This is a genomic window from Williamsia muralis (assembly GCF_051487485.1).
Lineage (GTDB): Bacteria > Actinomycetota > Actinomycetes > Mycobacteriales > Mycobacteriaceae > Williamsia > Williamsia muralis_B.
Genome location: NZ_JAHVCV010000004.1, coordinates 587,599 through 604,254, shown reverse-complemented (window position 1 = coordinate 604,254; position 16,656 = coordinate 587,599). Strand labels below are relative to the sequence as shown.

The window sequence follows — 16,656 nt, the reverse complement described above, 5'->3', positions numbered from 1 at the left end:
TAACATCCGTTTACCGGTCCTGCTGCTGAATGGAGTCGTCGTCGATGACCATCGCGACCACGACCGCCATTGCGTGACAGTCGGTATGCGACAGCGACACCGAAATCGACGACCAGCGCTGGGCCCGGGCCTCCTCAGCAATGGATCCGTGCAGGACGACGCGAGGTGGTCCAGCAGGGTCGTTGACGACCTCGATCTCACGCAGCGGTGTCGCCATATCCGGGAGCGCCAGGGCCTTGATGGTTGCCTCTTTGGCGGCGAAGCGTGCGGCAAGCCGTTGTCGTTGCTGCGTGCCGACGCAGTAGCGGAGTTCTCGATCAGTGAACACCCTGGCGAGAAACCGGTCGCCAAACGACTCGACGGATTCGTCGATGTCACCGAGGCTGACGAGGTCGCATCCGGTGCGGCAATTCGAGGGAAGGTTCATCAAAGGACTTGCTCGACCAGTTCACGCATCGACCGACGAAAAGCGGCCCGTGAGAACGTCTGCGCGTGAGTAGAAATCGCTTGATGGTCGTAAGCGGCAGACTGGAAGGATGCGAGCACCGCGGCGAGGCCGGCGATGAGCTCGTCATCGCCGGCGTTCTGAATGAGTTGGCCGCTGAGTCCGGGGATGACCGTGTCCAGCGCTCCACCTCCGTCGACCGCGATGACAGGTGTTCCGCAGCCCATGGCCTCGACAGGGACGATTCCGAAGTCCTCGACGCCGGGCATGATCAGCGCCCGGGCACTTCGTTGCAACCGGAGCATCGTCTCGTCGCTGACGCGCCCGAGGAAGGTGGTCTCGGGTCCAGCAATCCGCCGGCATTCTTCGGCGAGTCGACCGGATCCAGCGACGATGAGCTTCACTCCCGCGGCTTTCGCTGCGAGGATCGCGATCTCCGGCCGCTTGTAGGGAACCAGCCTGCCTGCCAACAGAAAGAAGTCTTCTCGGTCGACGGAGCTGTCCATCGAGTAGCGAACGGTGTCGACGGGGGGATGGACGACCACGGAATCGCGATTCCACCACCGCTTGATGCGGCTGGAGACCTCGGTGCTGTTCGCGACCACCGTGGTGATCTGTGGCGCCGCGCTGGATTCAGACCTGCGGGCGACGGCGGCGAGTACCGACAGGGCGGATTTGCCGGCAATGCCCGATGCCTCACCGGCACGCATTGCCGGGTCCCATGCCCACCGCGCCGGAGAGTGCACGTACGCGATGCTCGGAATCCCTCCAGCACTGTGGACGGCGGACAACGCCATTGCGTGGTGCGAGATGATGAGGACCTGGGCATCGCCGAAGTCTGTGTGCCGCAACACGGTGGGCACGAATGGTAACAATGGGGCGTAGGACCTGCGGCCTGCAGCCCGGTAGACCCCGTCCAGTGGGCTGGTACGCACCCTGCCCCGCAGGATCGGGGCCACCGCCGCGGGATCCGCAAAGGGTACGTGCAGCGTCGCGTCCGGCCACTCGGTCGCCAATTGCTCCACGACATGTTCGGAGCCGGCGACCTCGGTCAGCCTCTCGTGTACCAGTGCAATACGCGGTTCGTCACGCATGCGACACCATGATCGTGGTGGTGGTCGTGGCGTCGATGGACGACACCCGGCCCGCAGGGACGTCACTTCCGGTGCCCTCGATTGCAACCCGATAGGGCAGGCCGGCAGCGAGGTGGAAGTAGTTGTCGGCGGGGCGCCATCCCGGTGTGTCGATCTCGACCCACCTCAGCGCGGCGTCCGATGTCACGTCTAGTCCCCACCTGCCGTCAGGTCCCTGTGATGCAGTGGCGCGCAGGGTGCATCGCACCGGCGCCGGATGAGGTTGGAGCACAAGAACATCCCGTCGATATAGGTCGGCGCCGTCGGTTATCTCCACCTGCACGGCCTGGGCCATCGCCGGGCCGAACTTGTAGGCATGTGTGAGGTCTCGGAACACACCGGTGATGTCGGGGTCGCCGAGCGTCGAGCCCGAGTGGGCGGGCACCTCGATCGTGACAGCGCCTTCGGCGACGATCTGGCCGGTCGCATTGGTCGCTGTCAGTGACGCACGCCCGGTGATGGGGGAGGGGGCGTCGTTGGCGACGTCGATGCGCAGACCGCTCAGGCCGGCATCGGACACCATCACCGCGATCGGCTGCCATGACCTTGCGAGAGCGAGCAGGGGAAGTTTGGCATCCCCGTCCACGTCGAGCAGACCCCAACCTGCGCCCGCGACAATGTCTTTCGCGGTGAGTATCAGGGCTCCACCACAACCCGAATCCCGGCGTCTCCAGTACCTGAAGCACTCAGTCATCGCGGCTGCGACAGCGATACGCCCCATCTGCAGATAACGGTCGGGGTCGACACGGCGGAGCTGTAGAGGGTCGACGGCAAGAATCTCGCGGACGTAATGATCTCGAACGTCCTCAAAGTCCCAGGACGCGCCTTTGTCGCGGGGAACTGCCGACTTCCACACCGGATGATGCCCCGCGACGGCTGACGACCCGAAGTGGCGTTCTATCGCGTCTGCCGACGGGGGGATCGAGAAAGCCAGTGTCTCCGCGGCGAACCGGACTCCGGCGGTGCGGACATCGTCCACCGGCCGCATATATCCGCCGACACCGAACCAATGTGCCACACCAGTATCCGGTCGAATCGCCAGCTGGCCGGACCCTGAGGGTGCTGCAGGGCTGGATGGTACGTAGGGAACGTTACGAGACCCTGCGATCGCCGCCAGATGGGTTTCGATCAGTGTCATGTGCCGGGAGTTCGGTGGCAAGCCGAGCATCTCTGGTTGCTGTACGGTTTCGCTACCGCCGCTGACCACGGCAAGCGCGGGATTGCCGCTTGTCGCTCGTAGTGTCGACGCGAGCTCGCGGACGATGGTCGACGTCAGCTCCTCAGGGGGATCGAAGGTCGCCACCATTGCGTCCTGCCACACCATGATGCCGAGTTCGGCGCACGCCTCGAAAAACTCTTCCTGCTCGTACACCGTTCCGCCGGGGATGCGCACCATGTTTGCCCCGGCGGATGCGAGCCGCGCCAGCACCGTACGGATCGAGGACCCGTCGGCATGTAATGCCGCGGGCTCAGGCGGTATCCATATCGCTCCGCGGCAGAAGATCTCGATGCCGTTGTAATACAGAGTGAATCCGTCATCGACTGACAATGTGGACCGAACCGAACCAAAGCCAACCCGTCGCGTGGTGGTCTCCGTGCCCACCATCACGGTGACGTCGTACAGGGGCTGGTTGCCGTAACCACGTGGCCACCACACTTCGGGTTCACCTACGGTGAGGTGTCCCTCAAAGGTTCCATCGGCGGCAACGGTGAACTCGTTGAAGTCATGCACCGTACCGTCCCGGTCGACGCGGACTGCCACGGTGTCTCCGCCCGCCGGATCGCCATCGACTCCGATGCACCGCCCTGAGATCAGTATTAGGCCATCGGCCGCGTCGCAATGGATGTCGAGAGTTTCGACCGCAATCTCACCAACTACGTGCACAGGGCGCCAGACCCCGACCGGCGCCGGTGCGCCCGAATACGCCGAAGAGCGACCCAACAGTGTGGTTCGTGCCCAGCGCATACCTTGCTGGGCAACCAGATTCGAGCGCCAGCGGCCGCGGGGCCGCCGCTTCTTGAGCCACCGTGTCAGTGAACCGAAGCGGATGGCGATCTCGTGTTCACCGGCCGGCACGGGTACATCGACGGGTAGGAACATGGATTCCACCTCGGCAACGGGCTGCCCGTCAACGAAAATGGACGCTGGGAACGTCAGCCCCGCGAAGTGGATTCGAACCGGTCGAGTCGCGTTGACAGACGCGAACATCCACCAATCGGCATCGTCGATGTCAGTGCCGTGGGGTGCCAGGAGGGCATCCCATCCTGCCTGCCGAGCGACCACTCCGAGCGTGCCGTCCGGTATGGATGTCCCATGCCTCGATTGCGGAATCGCTGCAGGGTCATCGAATTCGTCCGCTGCTGTTGCGACCATCCGACAGTCGGTGAGCACCCTTACTCCACCGCGTCCGAAACGAGGTCCAGTGCCTTCGCCCACGACTCCGACATCTCGGCCATCGCGGCGTCGACGTCGACCTTCCTGCCGCGAGCCGCCCTCGCCAGTTTGAACTGAACAGCTTTGGCGCCCTGAGCAACCTGAAGAAAGGGCTCAGCTGCTGCTGCCGCTGCGGGCGCCGGCCCCGAGCCGAGGAGCGTCGCGAGATCGGCCGCCAGTTCGGCGGATGCCCCGCATTGCCGCAAAGTCGCAAATGCCCACTGGTGAAACGTCTCCAGTCCGCGTTCGGGGAGCCACGTGACCGCATCACGGATCGAATCGGCAAGCCGCGCCATGGGATCGCCGGAGGCGCGCCGCGAGAGATGCTCGCGGACGACGGTCAGGACGGCATCGGGCTGCACCCGGCCAGGAAAGTAGCGGATCTGCTCGACGTAGGGCGGCAGCAGGCCTTCGGGCTGGTCGCCCAAGCCGAAGATTCCGACGAAGTCGTCCCCGTCGAGCTCGAACAGGCCGGCGTTGTGGAAATAGACCATCGACTGCGCATCACGATCGACGCGGGCGGGGAGGATGGTGGTCTTGACGTGACTGCTGCGGTAGTCCGTGCCCGCGGTGTCCGGGAGCCACCAGCTGTCCACTTCGACTGTGTGCAAGAGGTTTCGTGCGGGGCCACTCTCGACGGTGTCGAGAATGGGTCGCCACACGGTGTCCTCGGTGACCTCGAGCCCGTACAGAACGCGTAAGTCGGACTGTTCCATTTTCAGAAACGTCCACTGCTCGCCGTCGTGGTCGGCGGAAAGTGCTGCGGCGAAAGAAGCAACCGGATCGTGGCCGAGCGCGTGCAGCGTCTCGATCCACAAGTCGACATAGCAATTGGTCTCGCGCCAGATCCGGGTTTCCGCCGAATGGCTGAAATGCGGTTGATAGGAACGCGGGTCGAGCGCGGAAATCGACTGCAGTCCAGCGTTCGAAAGGGAACTCACACTGATTCACCGGACAGTCGGGAAACGACGGCCTCGATATTGTCCACGGACGCAAACGTTGCCTTCTTCAAATCCTCGTCGGGGAACTCGATGTCGAACTCGTCCTCGAGTGCCAGCATCACGTTCACACTCGCGTGGGACGTCAGGCCGAGCTCATAGAGGTCGGCTGAGGATTCGACGGAAGTCGGATCCGTTGCCATTTTGCCGTGGGAAGCAAGTATTTCGCGGATCCGGGATTGCATACGAGAGCGTCCTTACGTCTGGCGGATGGAGTCTGGCGACTGTCGTGTGTGATGAGAAGCGAACGGCCTGTGGTCGGGGTTACTCTTTCGGTGAATCCATGCGACCCCGCTCGACAGTTTCACGTTAGTGTAGTGTGCCACGGGAACCCCGGCTAACGAACACTTGCGCAAGCCGACTTAGGACGAATCCGTGACGACCACCTCCGCCCCAATCGTTTCCGATAGTGCGCGCCCTGATGCATCGGCCGCAGTTGCCGCAGCTGCAGCTGCCGCAGACGACGTCGACCGGAACTCCCGATTCCCTTCCGAAGCCGTGGATGCGATGCGTTCGGCCGGGCTGCTGTCCTGCTCACTTCCGGACGATCTCGGCGGCAAGTCCGCCTCGATCACCGAGCTGGCAGCCATCGCGCGTTCTCTTGGGTCGGCATGTAGTTCAGCCGGAATGGTTTTCGCGATGCATCACACCCAAGCGCTCAGTCTGCGCTGGCACGGGTCCGGTGGTGACCTCGGTGATTTGACACGCAAAATTGCGATCGAAGAATCCTTGTTGGCTTCTGCCACCACCGAAATCTCGACCGGCGGTGATGTCCGGACATCGAGCTGCGCGGTGGTCGCCGACGGTGACCACATCATTCTTGAAAAGAATGCACCGGTCATCTCTTACGGGCAGTACGCGGACTACATCTGCACGACTGCGCGACGTTCACCGGACAGTGCACCCACCGACCAGGTGCTGGTGGTGTGCCCACAGTCGGATACCGAGCTCGAGAAAGTCGGGACCTGGGATGTCCTCGGGTTTCGGGGCACTTGCAGTCCGGGATTTCTGTTGCGTACCCGCACCGCGGCCACCAACGTGGTGTCTGCTGAATACGCGACGATCTCCGCGCACACCATGTTGCCCACCTCCCATACCCTGTGGGCTTCGGTGTGGCTCGGTATCGCCGACGCCGCCATTGCAAAGGCTCGCAAACAAGTTCGTGCCGCCGCCCGGAAGGCAGGCAATTCGACGCCGCCTCAGGCTGCCAAACTTGCCGACCTCATGGTCATTCATCAGAGGTTCGCCTCGTCTGTCACACAAGAAGTTGCCCGTTACGAGGCCTTCCTGGCAACAGGGGAGCCCGAGCCAACTGTCGGATTCACCTTCGCAATGAACAACCTGAAGCTCGATTCGTCCGTTGCCGTGGTCGACGTGGTCGCAGGTGCACTGGCGCTGTGCGGGATCAGCGGTTACCGCGAAGATCACCCGGCGTCGATGGGCCGGCTGCTCAGAGACTCGTTCGGTCCGCAGCTGATGGTGTCCAACGATCGAATACGGGCCAACAATGCGCACCTGGTGCTGGCTCAGAGAGGTACCTGAGATGAGCGCATCGCCGCAGTCCCTGACGGCAGATTCGGCGGGCGAGGGATCAGACCTCGATCGTGAGCGAGCAGCATTTCGGGACGCGCTCGTATCGGCGGGCCTGCTCATTCCGACCGGCATCGACGGACTCTATGGCCGGGGCGCCGATTTCGAGCAGATCATCGACGCTGTCGATCGCCTGGTACTCAAAGCGGGAGCCGCCGCGCACGGCAACCGCCCCGTGAAAATGCGTTTTCCACCGGTCTTTCCGAGAACAGCTTTCGAAAAGACCGACTACATTGCGTCATTTCCCAACCTCACCGGTGCGATTTCCACATTCGACGGCGACAACAAAGCCCATCGGGCATTGCTTGCCGACCGCGAGGCCGGAATCGACTGGGACCACCACCTTGCATCGGCGGGAACGATGCTGGTGTCGGCGGCATGTCACCCCAGCTATGCCACGCTCACCGGAACCCTGCCCGCCGACGAGGTTCTCCTCGACGTGTATGGCTACTGCTTTCGGCACGAACCCGCCATAGACCCGGCGCGGATGCAGGCGTTCCGTATGCACGAGTTCGTCCGTGTCGGTTCAGCACAGAGTGCGCGTGATCATCGGGACCTATGGATCGACCGGGGGCTTCAAGTTCTCGCCGACCTGGGTCTGACGGCGAACGCCGAGGCAGCCAATGACCCCTTCTTCGGACGCGTCGGTAAGATGCTCGCCGCCAATCAGCGCGAAGAGAACCTGAAAACCGAACTGGTGGTTCGGCTTTACGGCGACCTCGACAGCGGCACCGCAGTTGTGTCATGCAACTGCCACCAGGACCATTTCGGTGAGACGTTCGGCATCGTCACAGCGACAGGGGAGGTCGCACACAGCGCGTGCGTCGGCTTCGGCATGGAACGGATCGCGCTGGCGATGCTGCGTACATTCGGACTCGACATCTCGGGGTGGCCGGCGCCTATTCGCGCGCACCTGAGCGAATAGGTGTCCATGCGGATCCACATGACCGGTTCCGAATGGTTCGGAACGGCCCGTGGTGGCCTCAACCGATATTTCACAGACCTGTTCGAGGCGCTCACGGTAGCCGACGGAATCGATGTGTCGGGCTACGCATTCGGTGATCCTCCGGCCGGTGGATCCAGCTGGGGCGACCCGGTGGGAGGAACCGCTGCCAGGGTGCGTGCATCACTGACCCCACTGCCGGAGCGTGGTGCGATCCTCGACCGACACTTCGCGCTCTACGGGCCGCCTGCGGTCGGCCGGCGCAGCGGGACCCGACTGGTCACCCACTTTCATGGCCCATGGTCGGCCGAAAGCGCGATGAGTGGTGAGTCGGCCGGAGCCGCACGCGCGAAGTACCTGTTCGAGCGCGGCCGGTACGGCCGCAGCGACCTTTTCGTTGTGCTGTCCGACTATTTCCGTGATGTCCTCGTTGAGGACTACCGGGTTGATCGCGACAGGATCGCCGTGATCCCGCCGGGAGTCGATCTCGCGAGATTCACTGATCCGGGATCGACCACAAACGTCCCGGGTTCTGACGGGCCGCCTGTGGTGCTGTGCGTACGCCGGCTGGAGCGTCGGATGGGTATCGATGTTCTTCTGCAAGCGTGGGATTCGGTGCGAACCCAGATCGATGACGCCGAGTTGGTGATCATCGGCACCGGCAGTGAGGAAGCGGCACTGCGGGCCCAGGCCGAGGCCGGTGGGCACCCCGCATCCGTCACTTTCGCCGGCAACGCCTCTGATGCCGAACTCGCGCAAGCGTATCGGCGCGCGTCGATCACGGTGGTCCCCACGCGGGCGCTGGAGGGATTTGGACTGATCGCGCTGGAATCGATGGCGGCGGGACGAGCGCCGATCGTCACCGACGTCGGCGGATTGCCCGACTCCGTCCGCGGTTTCGACGACAGTCTGATCTTGGCACCCGAGGACACCGACGCGCTCGGCGACCGCATCGTGCGAGCGCTGATGGGTGAACGCCCGTCGCCGAGTGAATGCCGTTCTCGCGCCGAGCAGTTCACGTGGGAACGGTGTGTCGAACGTCATCGACTGGCCTACTCGGTGATCGCGCCATGAGGCAGTCCATCCGGCGAAGACGGTACGCGCGTGGCGACGACCTGGTGACCTTCATCTCTCACACTGCCGCCGCATCCGGAGCGGAACTCGCGACGGTTCGACTGGCAACGGCCCTCGAAGCCAAGGGCGTGGCGACGTCTGTGCTGTTCACGGACACAGGGCCGATGGTGGCAGAACTGCGCCGCAGGGCAATACCGGTGAACGTGGTCTCCGGACCGTTCGACAGCTCCCGGGTCCGAATCGGCGGTTCCCTCACCGCACTGCCCATCGGCGTGTGGCACATGGTGCACACCGGATGGACGTTGGGTGGTTTCGCGAAGCAGTCAGGGAGCACGATCCTGGTGGCCGAATCCACGAAGGCGCTGCTCATGGGCACCATAGCGGCTCGCCGAGCGCGCCTGCCCCTCGTCTGGCACGTTCACGACCGGATCTCCTCGGAGTACTTCGGCACAGCACTTGCGTCGATCATCCGGGTACTGGGCTGGGTGGTCAGCGCTGGATACATCGCAAACAGCACGTCTACGCTGAAGTCATTACTCACCTCGCGCAAGCGGGCAGTGGTGGCCTATCCGGGCATTGAGCCGGTCGTCGTGCCGTCCAGGGAGCCGCGCCCACCTGCCGAGGTCGAGATCGCGATGGTCGGGCGCCTCGAGCGATGGAAAGGTCAGGATCTTTTGCTGCGCGCGCTAGCTGTCTCGGCATTCCGGCCGTCCGTGACCTTCGTCGGCGGTGCGCATTTCGGTGAGGATTTCGGCACCGAGCTCACCGAGCTCGCTCGCGAATTGGGCCTGCAGGACCGGGTCACCTTCGCCGGCCATGTGTCCGACCCGACCTCGATTCTGGCCGACGCCGATATCGCCGTTCACTGTTCGCGGACCACCGAACCGTTCGGACAGGTGATCGTCGAGGCGATGGCCGCCGGCTGTGCGGTGATCGCCGCGAACTCTGGTGGCCCGCTCGAGATCGTCTCTGACGGTGTGGACGGACTCCTGGTGGACCCCACGGACACGACGAGCTTTGCCGCCGCGCTCGATTCGCTCATCGAAGATTCGGACCGCCGAAGCGAGATGGCCGAGCGCGCTCGAGCCACCGCTACGCGGTTCACCATCGACGAGACCGCTGCGATCGTCGCGCAATTCCTCGGTGTAGCCGACCGCGACGGCGTGGGAGGCCGCGGACGTGGGTAAGCATTCGGCCGGACGTGATCATGGAACCCGAGAAACCGGCGGACGTAAATCGGCGATCATGGCCAAGGTGATGCTGGTCCGCGACGTCGGACTGGTCTCGTTCGGCAAATACGGGCAGTACCTGATCACCCTTGTGACACTGCCGCTGATCGCCCGGATCCTTGGTACCGAGGGCGTCGGCCTACTTGCCATCAGCATGTCTGCCTACTTCTTGGGCGCTCTAGTGATCGACCTCGGAATCACCACGTTCCTCGCAGCGGAATTGCGGGACGAAGACGTACGGACGATGCGAAGTAACTACCTCGCCATCCGTCTAGGAATTCTCGGCGTCATCGCCGTCGCTGCCGCGGCGGTATTCATCTTCGACAACCACATCCACCTGCAGATGATCATGCTCGGTCTCCTGTGCGGTGGCATCTCGTCGATGGGAGAGGGCTGGATCCTCCTCGGGCAGGCCAAGTTCGGGCGTCTGGTGATCATCGAGATGTCGGGACGCATCGTCTACCTGGTCCTGTTGGTGTCGATACTGCCGCACGTCCGCACCGCTGAAGCTGCAATGCTCTGTCTGGTCGCCTCGAGCGCGATACCGGTCGCGTGGACCTGGATCGTGACGGTTCGAGATTTCGGGATGCCGCGTAGGCCAAAGGGGATCGGCCCGATGCTCCGGCTGGGTGCTCCGGTCCTGACGTCGCGCCTGCTCGAGAACACCTATGAGCAAGGTGTCGCGACACTCTTCTCGATGGCGTTGTCCACGCGTTCGATGGGCATCTTCTCGGCCAGTGACCGTCCGATCCAGGCGATTTCGTCGACGCTCGACGCGATCGGTTTCAGCCTGTTGCCTCGGCTCGCCGCCCGCAAGCACGACAGCGACTTCTGGACATCGATCCGGCGGGGAATCGTGTCGGTCTTCGCGATCGCGGTCGTGGCCTCCATCGCAGCCGCGCTCATCGCACCGATCGCCATCCCCCTCATCTTCGGCCAAGAGTTCGAAAAGGCTGTTGCCGTCATGCAACTGCAGGCGTTCATCCTCCCGGGTACGGCGGTGGCATCGTTCGTCACCACCGCAGTGCTGCCCATCTGCCGCGACACGCGGGGCGTTCTCTTCGGGTCGATGATCGGTACCGCCTGCATCCTGGTGTTTCTCGCGGTGGCGTTGAACAATCACTCAGTCTGGGCGATGGTCACCGGGATGCTCGTCGCGGAGAGCGTGGTCGCCGTGTTCTATCTGTTCCGGGTTCGTCACCTCATGCGCGTCCATCCTTCGTTGAAGCGGACCGACGAGGCGCCGGCGACCACCGAAGTCGCGCACCTGGGGGCCGGTGGGGCATGAGAGTACTTTTCGTCGGCGACGACTGGCTCGGCAGCAACGCTCGCTCACTGGCCGATGGGTTCCGCCAGGCAGGGCACGAGGTCTACGTGATCGATTCGAGCAGGGTCACGTTACCCACCCGGCTCAGTCTGCCTTGGGGTTACGCCAAGGTCAGCGGCCGGCGAGCGCCCTGGACGACCACCGCCGTCCATGAACAGATCGACGCGGCGGTCGAGGCCATCAAGCCGGACATGTTGTTCTGCTACAAGACCATTCATCTTGACCAGGAACGACTGCTACAGGTGCCTGCATCGATCCGGGTCCACTACAGCGCCGACGATGTGTCCAACCCGTACAACACCTCGCCGGAGTATCTCGCCGCCGAAGGCGGGTGGGACGCCGTGGTGACCACCAAACGGCACAACGTCCCCGAGATCGTCGCCAGGGGCGCCAAGCACGTCACGTTCGTCCTGAGCGCCTACGACCCGGCATGGCATCAGCCATGCGCGGCGCGGACGACCCGCCGCTACCTGGTTGGCTTCATCGGGTCACGACGGCCCGACCGCGCGCCGATGCTGCATCGGCTGGCCCGCCAGTATCGCGACGAGATGTATCTGGCAGGACCGGGCTGGCAACGTGATCCGGTTGTTGTGGGGTCGGCCGCCAAAGTCGCGGGGGCTCAATACGGGCAGGATCTGTCCATCGCGATCGCGCCCGTCACAGCAAACCTCGTCCTGCTCAACTCCGACAACCGCGACACACACACGTGCCGGACGTTCGAGGTCCCGGCTGCCGGTGGACTGTTCGTGGGCGAGCGCACACCAGAACACTCAGAACTGCTCGACGACGGGACAGAGGCTCTGCTCTTCTCCGACGAGGACGAGATGCAGGACCAGCTCGCGCGCTGCCGGAGCAACCCGGACGAGGCGGCTGCCATCGCCGCAGCGGGGTACCGCAGGATCGTGGACGGCGGTCACCGCTACGTCGACCGTGCCCGGGAGATCGTGGCCGATGTTTGTTGAACCACTTTCGCCCTACAGCCAGCTGCTTTCAATCGCCGTTGCGTTGCTGGCGCTGGCAGCAATTGCGTGTTTTGTACCCATCCTGGTCCGAGTCCTTTTGCTGGCACAGGCCGCCTATTGGGCGCTGTCGTTCTTACTGCGCCCCATCGTCCTGCTGCAGGTGCAACCAGCCCCTCAGTTCGCCGACAACATCGCCGATCCCCGGATAGCCCAGATGGGCTACCCGTACGCGGTTGCGCACGTGTTGCATCCGGTTGCTGTCGGGTTGTGGATCTACGTTCTGGTGGTGGCGATCTACGCGCTGTGGACGGTACGGCGGGGACGCCTCCCGACGGCACGTCCACGGGATTGGCGGTCGAACCCGCACATCGTTCCCACCTTTGCGGTCGCGTACGCCCTGGGTCTCCTCGGCCGACTGGCGTCGGTTGCAACCGGCTCGGTGGGTGAGGCCGGCGACGTCACGAGTTCGAATCCCTACCTCGACATCGTTGCAGGAATGGGCAGCCTCGGTGCGCTCGGTCTGATCATCTACTTCCGTTCCACGCGCCGAGGACTGACGTCCGTTGTGCTCTGTGTCTTGCTGGCCGGCGAGCTGGTCTGGGGCATTCTCGCCGAATCCAAGACGCCCATGCTCGGTGCCGCGCTGGCGGTGGCGCTCCGGTTCGCGCTCGACGGTTTCACCAGACGGCGGTTGATCACCGTGGCCGCAGGCGCCGTCGGCGTCGGCGTCGCTTTCGGATGGTTGCAGTCGTTCAAGGTGAGTTCAGCCGATCAGATCGCATCGGCGATGGCGGAATCGAATTATCCTGAGCCAGTTCGCCCGCTCCTGAGCATCATCGGCAGATTCGATCTGTTCGCAGCCTCGACCGACGTCTTCTACATGAACGGTCGTGGCTGGATCGACCCGGTGTTCGCTGTCAGAACCATGTTCACCAACCTTGTGCCGACTCAGCTGGGGGTCGAAAAGTTTCAATCGGGCACTCAATGGGCGCAACAGGTTCGGGGGTCGTCGGTGGACATGCGGAACGTGAGTGTGTCCCTGGCCGAAGGACACATCAACGAGGGTTTGATCCTTGGCGGATATACCGGGGTCCTGCTGGAGTGCATTTTTGTGCTGGCGGTGGCAGTCGGCGTCGCGAGACTGCTGCAGTCGCGATACCTCGTGCTGATCACGGTCGGGATCAGTCTCGTGGCGGTGCCCACTCTCTTCGAGCGTGGCGCCCTGGGGATCAGCGAGACATTGGGCAAGAGCTTGCAATACGCCGTCGTGGCCTGGGTGCTCTACACCGTGGTCGTCGAATGGCGAAAGCGATTCGGGACAGATGATTCGGACGTCGGGGGACAGACGATGAGGGGCAGGGAATTGTCATGGGTGTGAGCGATTACGTGCGGGTCGTACGGCGACGATGGGCGCTGGTGGTGATCGCGACGCTGGTAGGTGCACTTCTCGGCGGCGCGTACGCCGCCACGAAAGAGGTCGAGTACACCTCGACGAGTCAGCTGTTCGTCGCCATCGCCGATCAGAACGGGAGCGATCCACTGCAGGCCGGCCAGGCTGCCCAGCAACGGCTCGTATCGTATGCGTCGTTGGCTACCGGCCAGGCTGTCACCCAGGGCGTCATCGATCAGCTCAACCTGGACGAGACGACAGGCGATGTGGCGGACCGCATCACCGTGCAGTATCCCCCCGGCACCGTCTTGCTGAACATCACGACGACCGGCGATTCCGCGGCGCAGGCCCGAGAACTCAACGGGGCCGTGGACGACCAATTGCAGGCGGTCGTACGCCGATTGGAGTCGGTACCCGGGGGAGGTACCCCGGGCGCGAGTCTGTCCGTGGTCGATCCACCGTCCGAGGGCACTGCCGGCGGGCGCAGTTCATTGCTCATGATCATCCTCGGGCTCATCGCCGGCCTGGTGGTCGGAGCCGTCATCGCCCTCGTCCGGGATCGCGCCAAGCGAACCATCGACACACCTGCAGATCTGATGCGCGCCCTCGACGTTCCCGTGGCGGGTCCGGTCGACGCCGAGCGGCCCGCGGTCACCGATGTGCGGTTGTTGCGGACCAAGCTACTGACCATGATTCGCGCCGAAGGTGGTCCTCGTACCGTGCTTTTGACCGGGCTTGGTGTGGACACCGGGTCCATCGCCGGTGCGCTCGCAACAGCGCTGATGCACACCGGGCAGCGTGTCGTCGTGGTCGATGCCCGTTCGGAGGCCGTGGCGGGCAGCCGGTTCCGTGGACCCGGACTGGTCGACGTCCTCTGGGGCAGGGTCGGTGTCGCCGAATGCCTGCAGGAACAGGACGGTGGCCTCGTCGTACTCCCAGGGGGCGACCTGTCGGGCACCGCAGCCGATCTGCTGGCCTCGGACGCTTTCGGTGCGCTGCTTGGCGAACTCGAGAACTCTGCCGACCTGGTCTTCGTCCACGCGGGCGACCTCGCGCAGTCACCAGAGATCGTCACCATCGCAGCGCATCCGTTGGTCGCGGTGGTCGCGATACCGCTGGCGGTAGCCGATGGGAGATCTGTCGTCGCACACACCGCTGACCTGATCGCGGCTGCGAACGGGGTCGTCGCACTTCCCGTTCAACGGCAGACGACACCGGATTCGTTGCGTGGCAGATTCTCACGCAACACACGATCGGGAGCCCACGGCGGGCGTGGAACCGCAACCGCAACCGCAAGTGCACCTGCCTATCCCATCATCTCGGCGCCAGACGGCGAACGCCCCGGCGGCATGGCTGATCGCGGCGGCGAGAGGCATCGGCGATGAGCGGACCTGTCGCAACGGTTGAGATGCCGACTTACTTCGGTCCGGTGGACAGCCCACTGTTCGGTGCCGTACACCTGCCCGCCGACCATCGTGTCCGCGGCGCAGTGGTGATCTGCGGCTCGATCGCCAAGGAACACATGGACACCGTCAGGGGCTTGCGGTTGCTGGCCGACGAATTGGCCTCCCGTCGCATCCTGACGCTGCGGTTCGACTATCTGGGCGTAGGGGATTCGGCCGACGCACAGGTACGCGACGACACGGTCGCGCGATGGAAGCAGAGCATCTCGACCGCAGTAGGTTACATCCGCGACTGTGGTGTCGAGGAGATCAACGCTGTCGGTTTGCGCGCCGGCACCCTGATACTGGACAGCGTTGTCGGGGAAATCGACTCGATCCGTAATATCGTCTATTGGGACCCGGTGGGACGGGGGCGCGCTTTCATCCGTGAACAACAGAGTCTGTACCGCCTCACCGTCGGCAGCGATGACGCGAGTCCGGATCGAAACGTGGTCGAGATGATCGGCGCGAGCATGTCGGCTGCGGCCGCGAAAGAGTTCAGCGACCTCGACATTCGCGGAAACTCCGAGCATGTCAGCAACTGGCTGCTCGTCTCGCGGCCCGAGGCCACCGACAGGCGAGTGGCCGAAATGGGCTCGCGGGACGACGTTACCCATCTGCGTGCCGAAGGGTTGGCTGACTTCACCCAGCCTTCCAGCTTTCTGGTGCGAGTACCGGTTCAGACGGTCGGCACCATAGCGACGTGGATCGACGACACCACCAGGAACGACCTCGTCGTCGCGGAACCCGTCATCCGGACCACGGCCGCCTTCACTCCGACGGGAGCGAACGACAGCCCCATCATCGAGACCATCGAGTCACTCGGAGAGAGAGGCGCGTTCGCGATCCGATCGCGGCCCGGCGACGCCGGCGTCGTGCTCGAGAAGACGGTGGTGTTCTTCTCCACGGCGAACGACACACACATCGGTCCCAACCGGGAATGGGTGGACTTGGGCCGCGCGATCGCTGCCGCAGGCGGGCAGGCGTTGAGATGGGACCGGACCGGTGCCGGCGAATCCGGCAAGCCGGGGGCAGACCTACTCGGGATCTACACCGAGGATGCGATCAACCAGTCGGTAGAGATCGGCCGGCTTGCCGCGGCCGACCCGCGCGCTCTCATGGTCACCGGGGTCTGTTCCGGGTCCTGGTACGCCGCCTATGTGGCTCGGGCCCTCGGCGCCGGCTCGGCAGTCCTCGTCAACTCGATCGCGTGGTCGTGGCGCCGTAAGAGCGCGATGACCGGCGAGATAGAACCAGACGACCTGGGGGTGCCTCGAAGCGACCCCGAATGGCAGAAGACCCCGCGAGCCAGGGTGAAAGCCATGCTGCAGCGCCACCTTCCGTATTGGATGTGGCGTCTGCTGGGCGTGAGGGGCGTCACTCAGGTTCCGGAGGTTTTATTGCGGCCATTGGTGCGTGGAGGCGTTTCGACCACGGTCATCCTGTCACCGCACGACCATGACTGGTTCGGGTCACAACGCGGCCCCGAAGGACTTGCACGGCTGGAACGGAGCGGACCGCTGCCCCGGATAGTGACCACCGGGATCGGCGACCACACCGCCTATCACCGAACCGTGCGGTCGGTCATCCGCAACACGATCCTGGGATGGGTAGAACCGGAAGCAATGACATGAACATGTTCGGTAGGCAGCACGCGCGATCCCGAGATGCCACGGACGATCCGGGGCC

General features: G+C 64.0%; 14 protein-coding genes. 9 read left to right on the top strand and 5 right to left on the bottom strand.

The features are described 5' to 3' along the window. Positions 1 to 10 precede the first annotated feature (10 nt). The 5 genes from acpS to KXR83_RS14100 are packed head-to-tail and all read right to left on the bottom strand — an operon-like array spanning position 11 to position 5,195. Positions 11 to 427 carry a holo-ACP synthase gene (acpS, locus tag KXR83_RS14120; protein WP_437425336.1) on the bottom strand — a complete coding sequence of 139 codons (417 nt, stop codon included), beginning with the start codon at positions 425 to 427 and terminating at the stop codon, positions 11 to 13. Then, positions 427 to 1,539, bottom strand: coding sequence for a glycosyltransferase (locus KXR83_RS14115; RefSeq protein ID WP_437425335.1), 1,113 nt, complete (start codon positions 1,537 to 1,539; stop codon positions 427 to 429). Before KXR83_RS14115 ends, acpS begins: the two co-directional genes overlap by 1 nt. Further along, positions 1,532 to 3,952 carry a glycosyl hydrolase gene (locus KXR83_RS14110; RefSeq protein WP_437425334.1) on the bottom strand — a complete coding sequence of 807 codons (2,421 nt, stop codon included), beginning with the start codon at positions 3,950 to 3,952 and terminating at the stop codon, positions 1,532 to 1,534. The genes KXR83_RS14115 and KXR83_RS14110 overlap by 8 nt, the downstream gene beginning before the upstream one ends. Before the next feature lie 20 nt (positions 3,953 to 3,972). Then, the gene (locus KXR83_RS14105; protein WP_437425333.1) at positions 3,973 to 4,953 is read right to left on the bottom strand and encodes a DUF1839 family protein; all 981 of its coding nucleotides are present in this window, start codon (positions 4,951 to 4,953) and stop codon (positions 3,973 to 3,975) included. Beyond that, positions 4,950 to 5,195, bottom strand: a complete 246-nt coding sequence (locus KXR83_RS14100; RefSeq protein WP_116917576.1) for an acyl carrier protein — start codon at positions 5,193 to 5,195, stop codon at positions 4,950 to 4,952. Before KXR83_RS14100 ends, KXR83_RS14105 begins: the two co-directional genes overlap by 4 nt. Positions 5,196 to 5,385: 190 nt before the next feature. Between KXR83_RS14100 and KXR83_RS14095 the strand changes: the two genes are divergently transcribed. The 9 genes from KXR83_RS14095 to KXR83_RS14055 are packed head-to-tail and all read left to right on the top strand — an operon-like array spanning position 5,386 to position 16,601. Continuing rightward, a complete protein-coding gene (locus KXR83_RS14095; protein ID WP_437425332.1) occupies positions 5,386 to 6,552 on the top strand; it encodes an acyl-CoA dehydrogenase family protein in 1,167 nt (388 codons plus the stop codon). Between the two features lies 1 nt (position 6,553). Next, the gene (locus KXR83_RS14090) at positions 6,554 to 7,525 is read left to right on the top strand and encodes an amino acid--[acyl-carrier-protein] ligase (protein WP_437425331.1); all 972 of its coding nucleotides are present in this window, start codon (positions 6,554 to 6,556) and stop codon (positions 7,523 to 7,525) included. Between the two features lie 18 nt (positions 7,526 to 7,543). Then, on the top strand, positions 7,544 to 8,617 hold the full coding sequence (locus KXR83_RS14085) for a glycosyltransferase family 4 protein (RefSeq protein WP_437425330.1): 1,074 nt from the start codon (positions 7,544 to 7,546) through the stop codon (positions 8,615 to 8,617). Next, positions 8,614 to 9,804 (top strand): glycosyltransferase family 4 protein, encoded by a 1,191-nt coding sequence (locus tag KXR83_RS14080; protein WP_437425329.1) that lies wholly within the window; start codon positions 8,614 to 8,616, stop codon positions 9,802 to 9,804. The genes KXR83_RS14085 and KXR83_RS14080 overlap by 4 nt, the downstream gene beginning before the upstream one ends. Further along, positions 9,797 to 11,134 carry a lipopolysaccharide biosynthesis protein gene (locus KXR83_RS14075; protein WP_437425328.1) on the top strand — a complete coding sequence of 446 codons (1,338 nt, stop codon included), beginning with the start codon at positions 9,797 to 9,799 and terminating at the stop codon, positions 11,132 to 11,134. Before KXR83_RS14080 ends, KXR83_RS14075 begins: the two co-directional genes overlap by 8 nt. Beyond that, complete coding sequence (locus KXR83_RS14070; RefSeq protein ID WP_437425327.1) at positions 11,131 to 12,135, top strand: CgeB family protein; 1,005 nt, start codon at positions 11,131 to 11,133, stop codon at positions 12,133 to 12,135. The genes KXR83_RS14075 and KXR83_RS14070 overlap by 4 nt, the downstream gene beginning before the upstream one ends. Next, on the top strand, positions 12,125 to 13,513 hold the full coding sequence (locus KXR83_RS14065; protein ID WP_437425326.1) for a hypothetical protein: 1,389 nt from the start codon (positions 12,125 to 12,127) through the stop codon (positions 13,511 to 13,513). The genes KXR83_RS14070 and KXR83_RS14065 overlap by 11 nt, the downstream gene beginning before the upstream one ends. Beyond that, positions 13,510 to 14,910 (top strand): Wzz/FepE/Etk N-terminal domain-containing protein, encoded by a 1,401-nt coding sequence (locus KXR83_RS14060; RefSeq protein WP_437425325.1) that lies wholly within the window; start codon positions 13,510 to 13,512, stop codon positions 14,908 to 14,910. Before KXR83_RS14065 ends, KXR83_RS14060 begins: the two co-directional genes overlap by 4 nt. Beyond that, complete coding sequence (locus KXR83_RS14055) at positions 14,907 to 16,601, top strand: alpha/beta hydrolase (protein ID WP_437425324.1); 1,695 nt, start codon at positions 14,907 to 14,909, stop codon at positions 16,599 to 16,601. Before KXR83_RS14060 ends, KXR83_RS14055 begins: the two co-directional genes overlap by 4 nt. Positions 16,602 to 16,656: the final 55 nt, after the last annotated feature.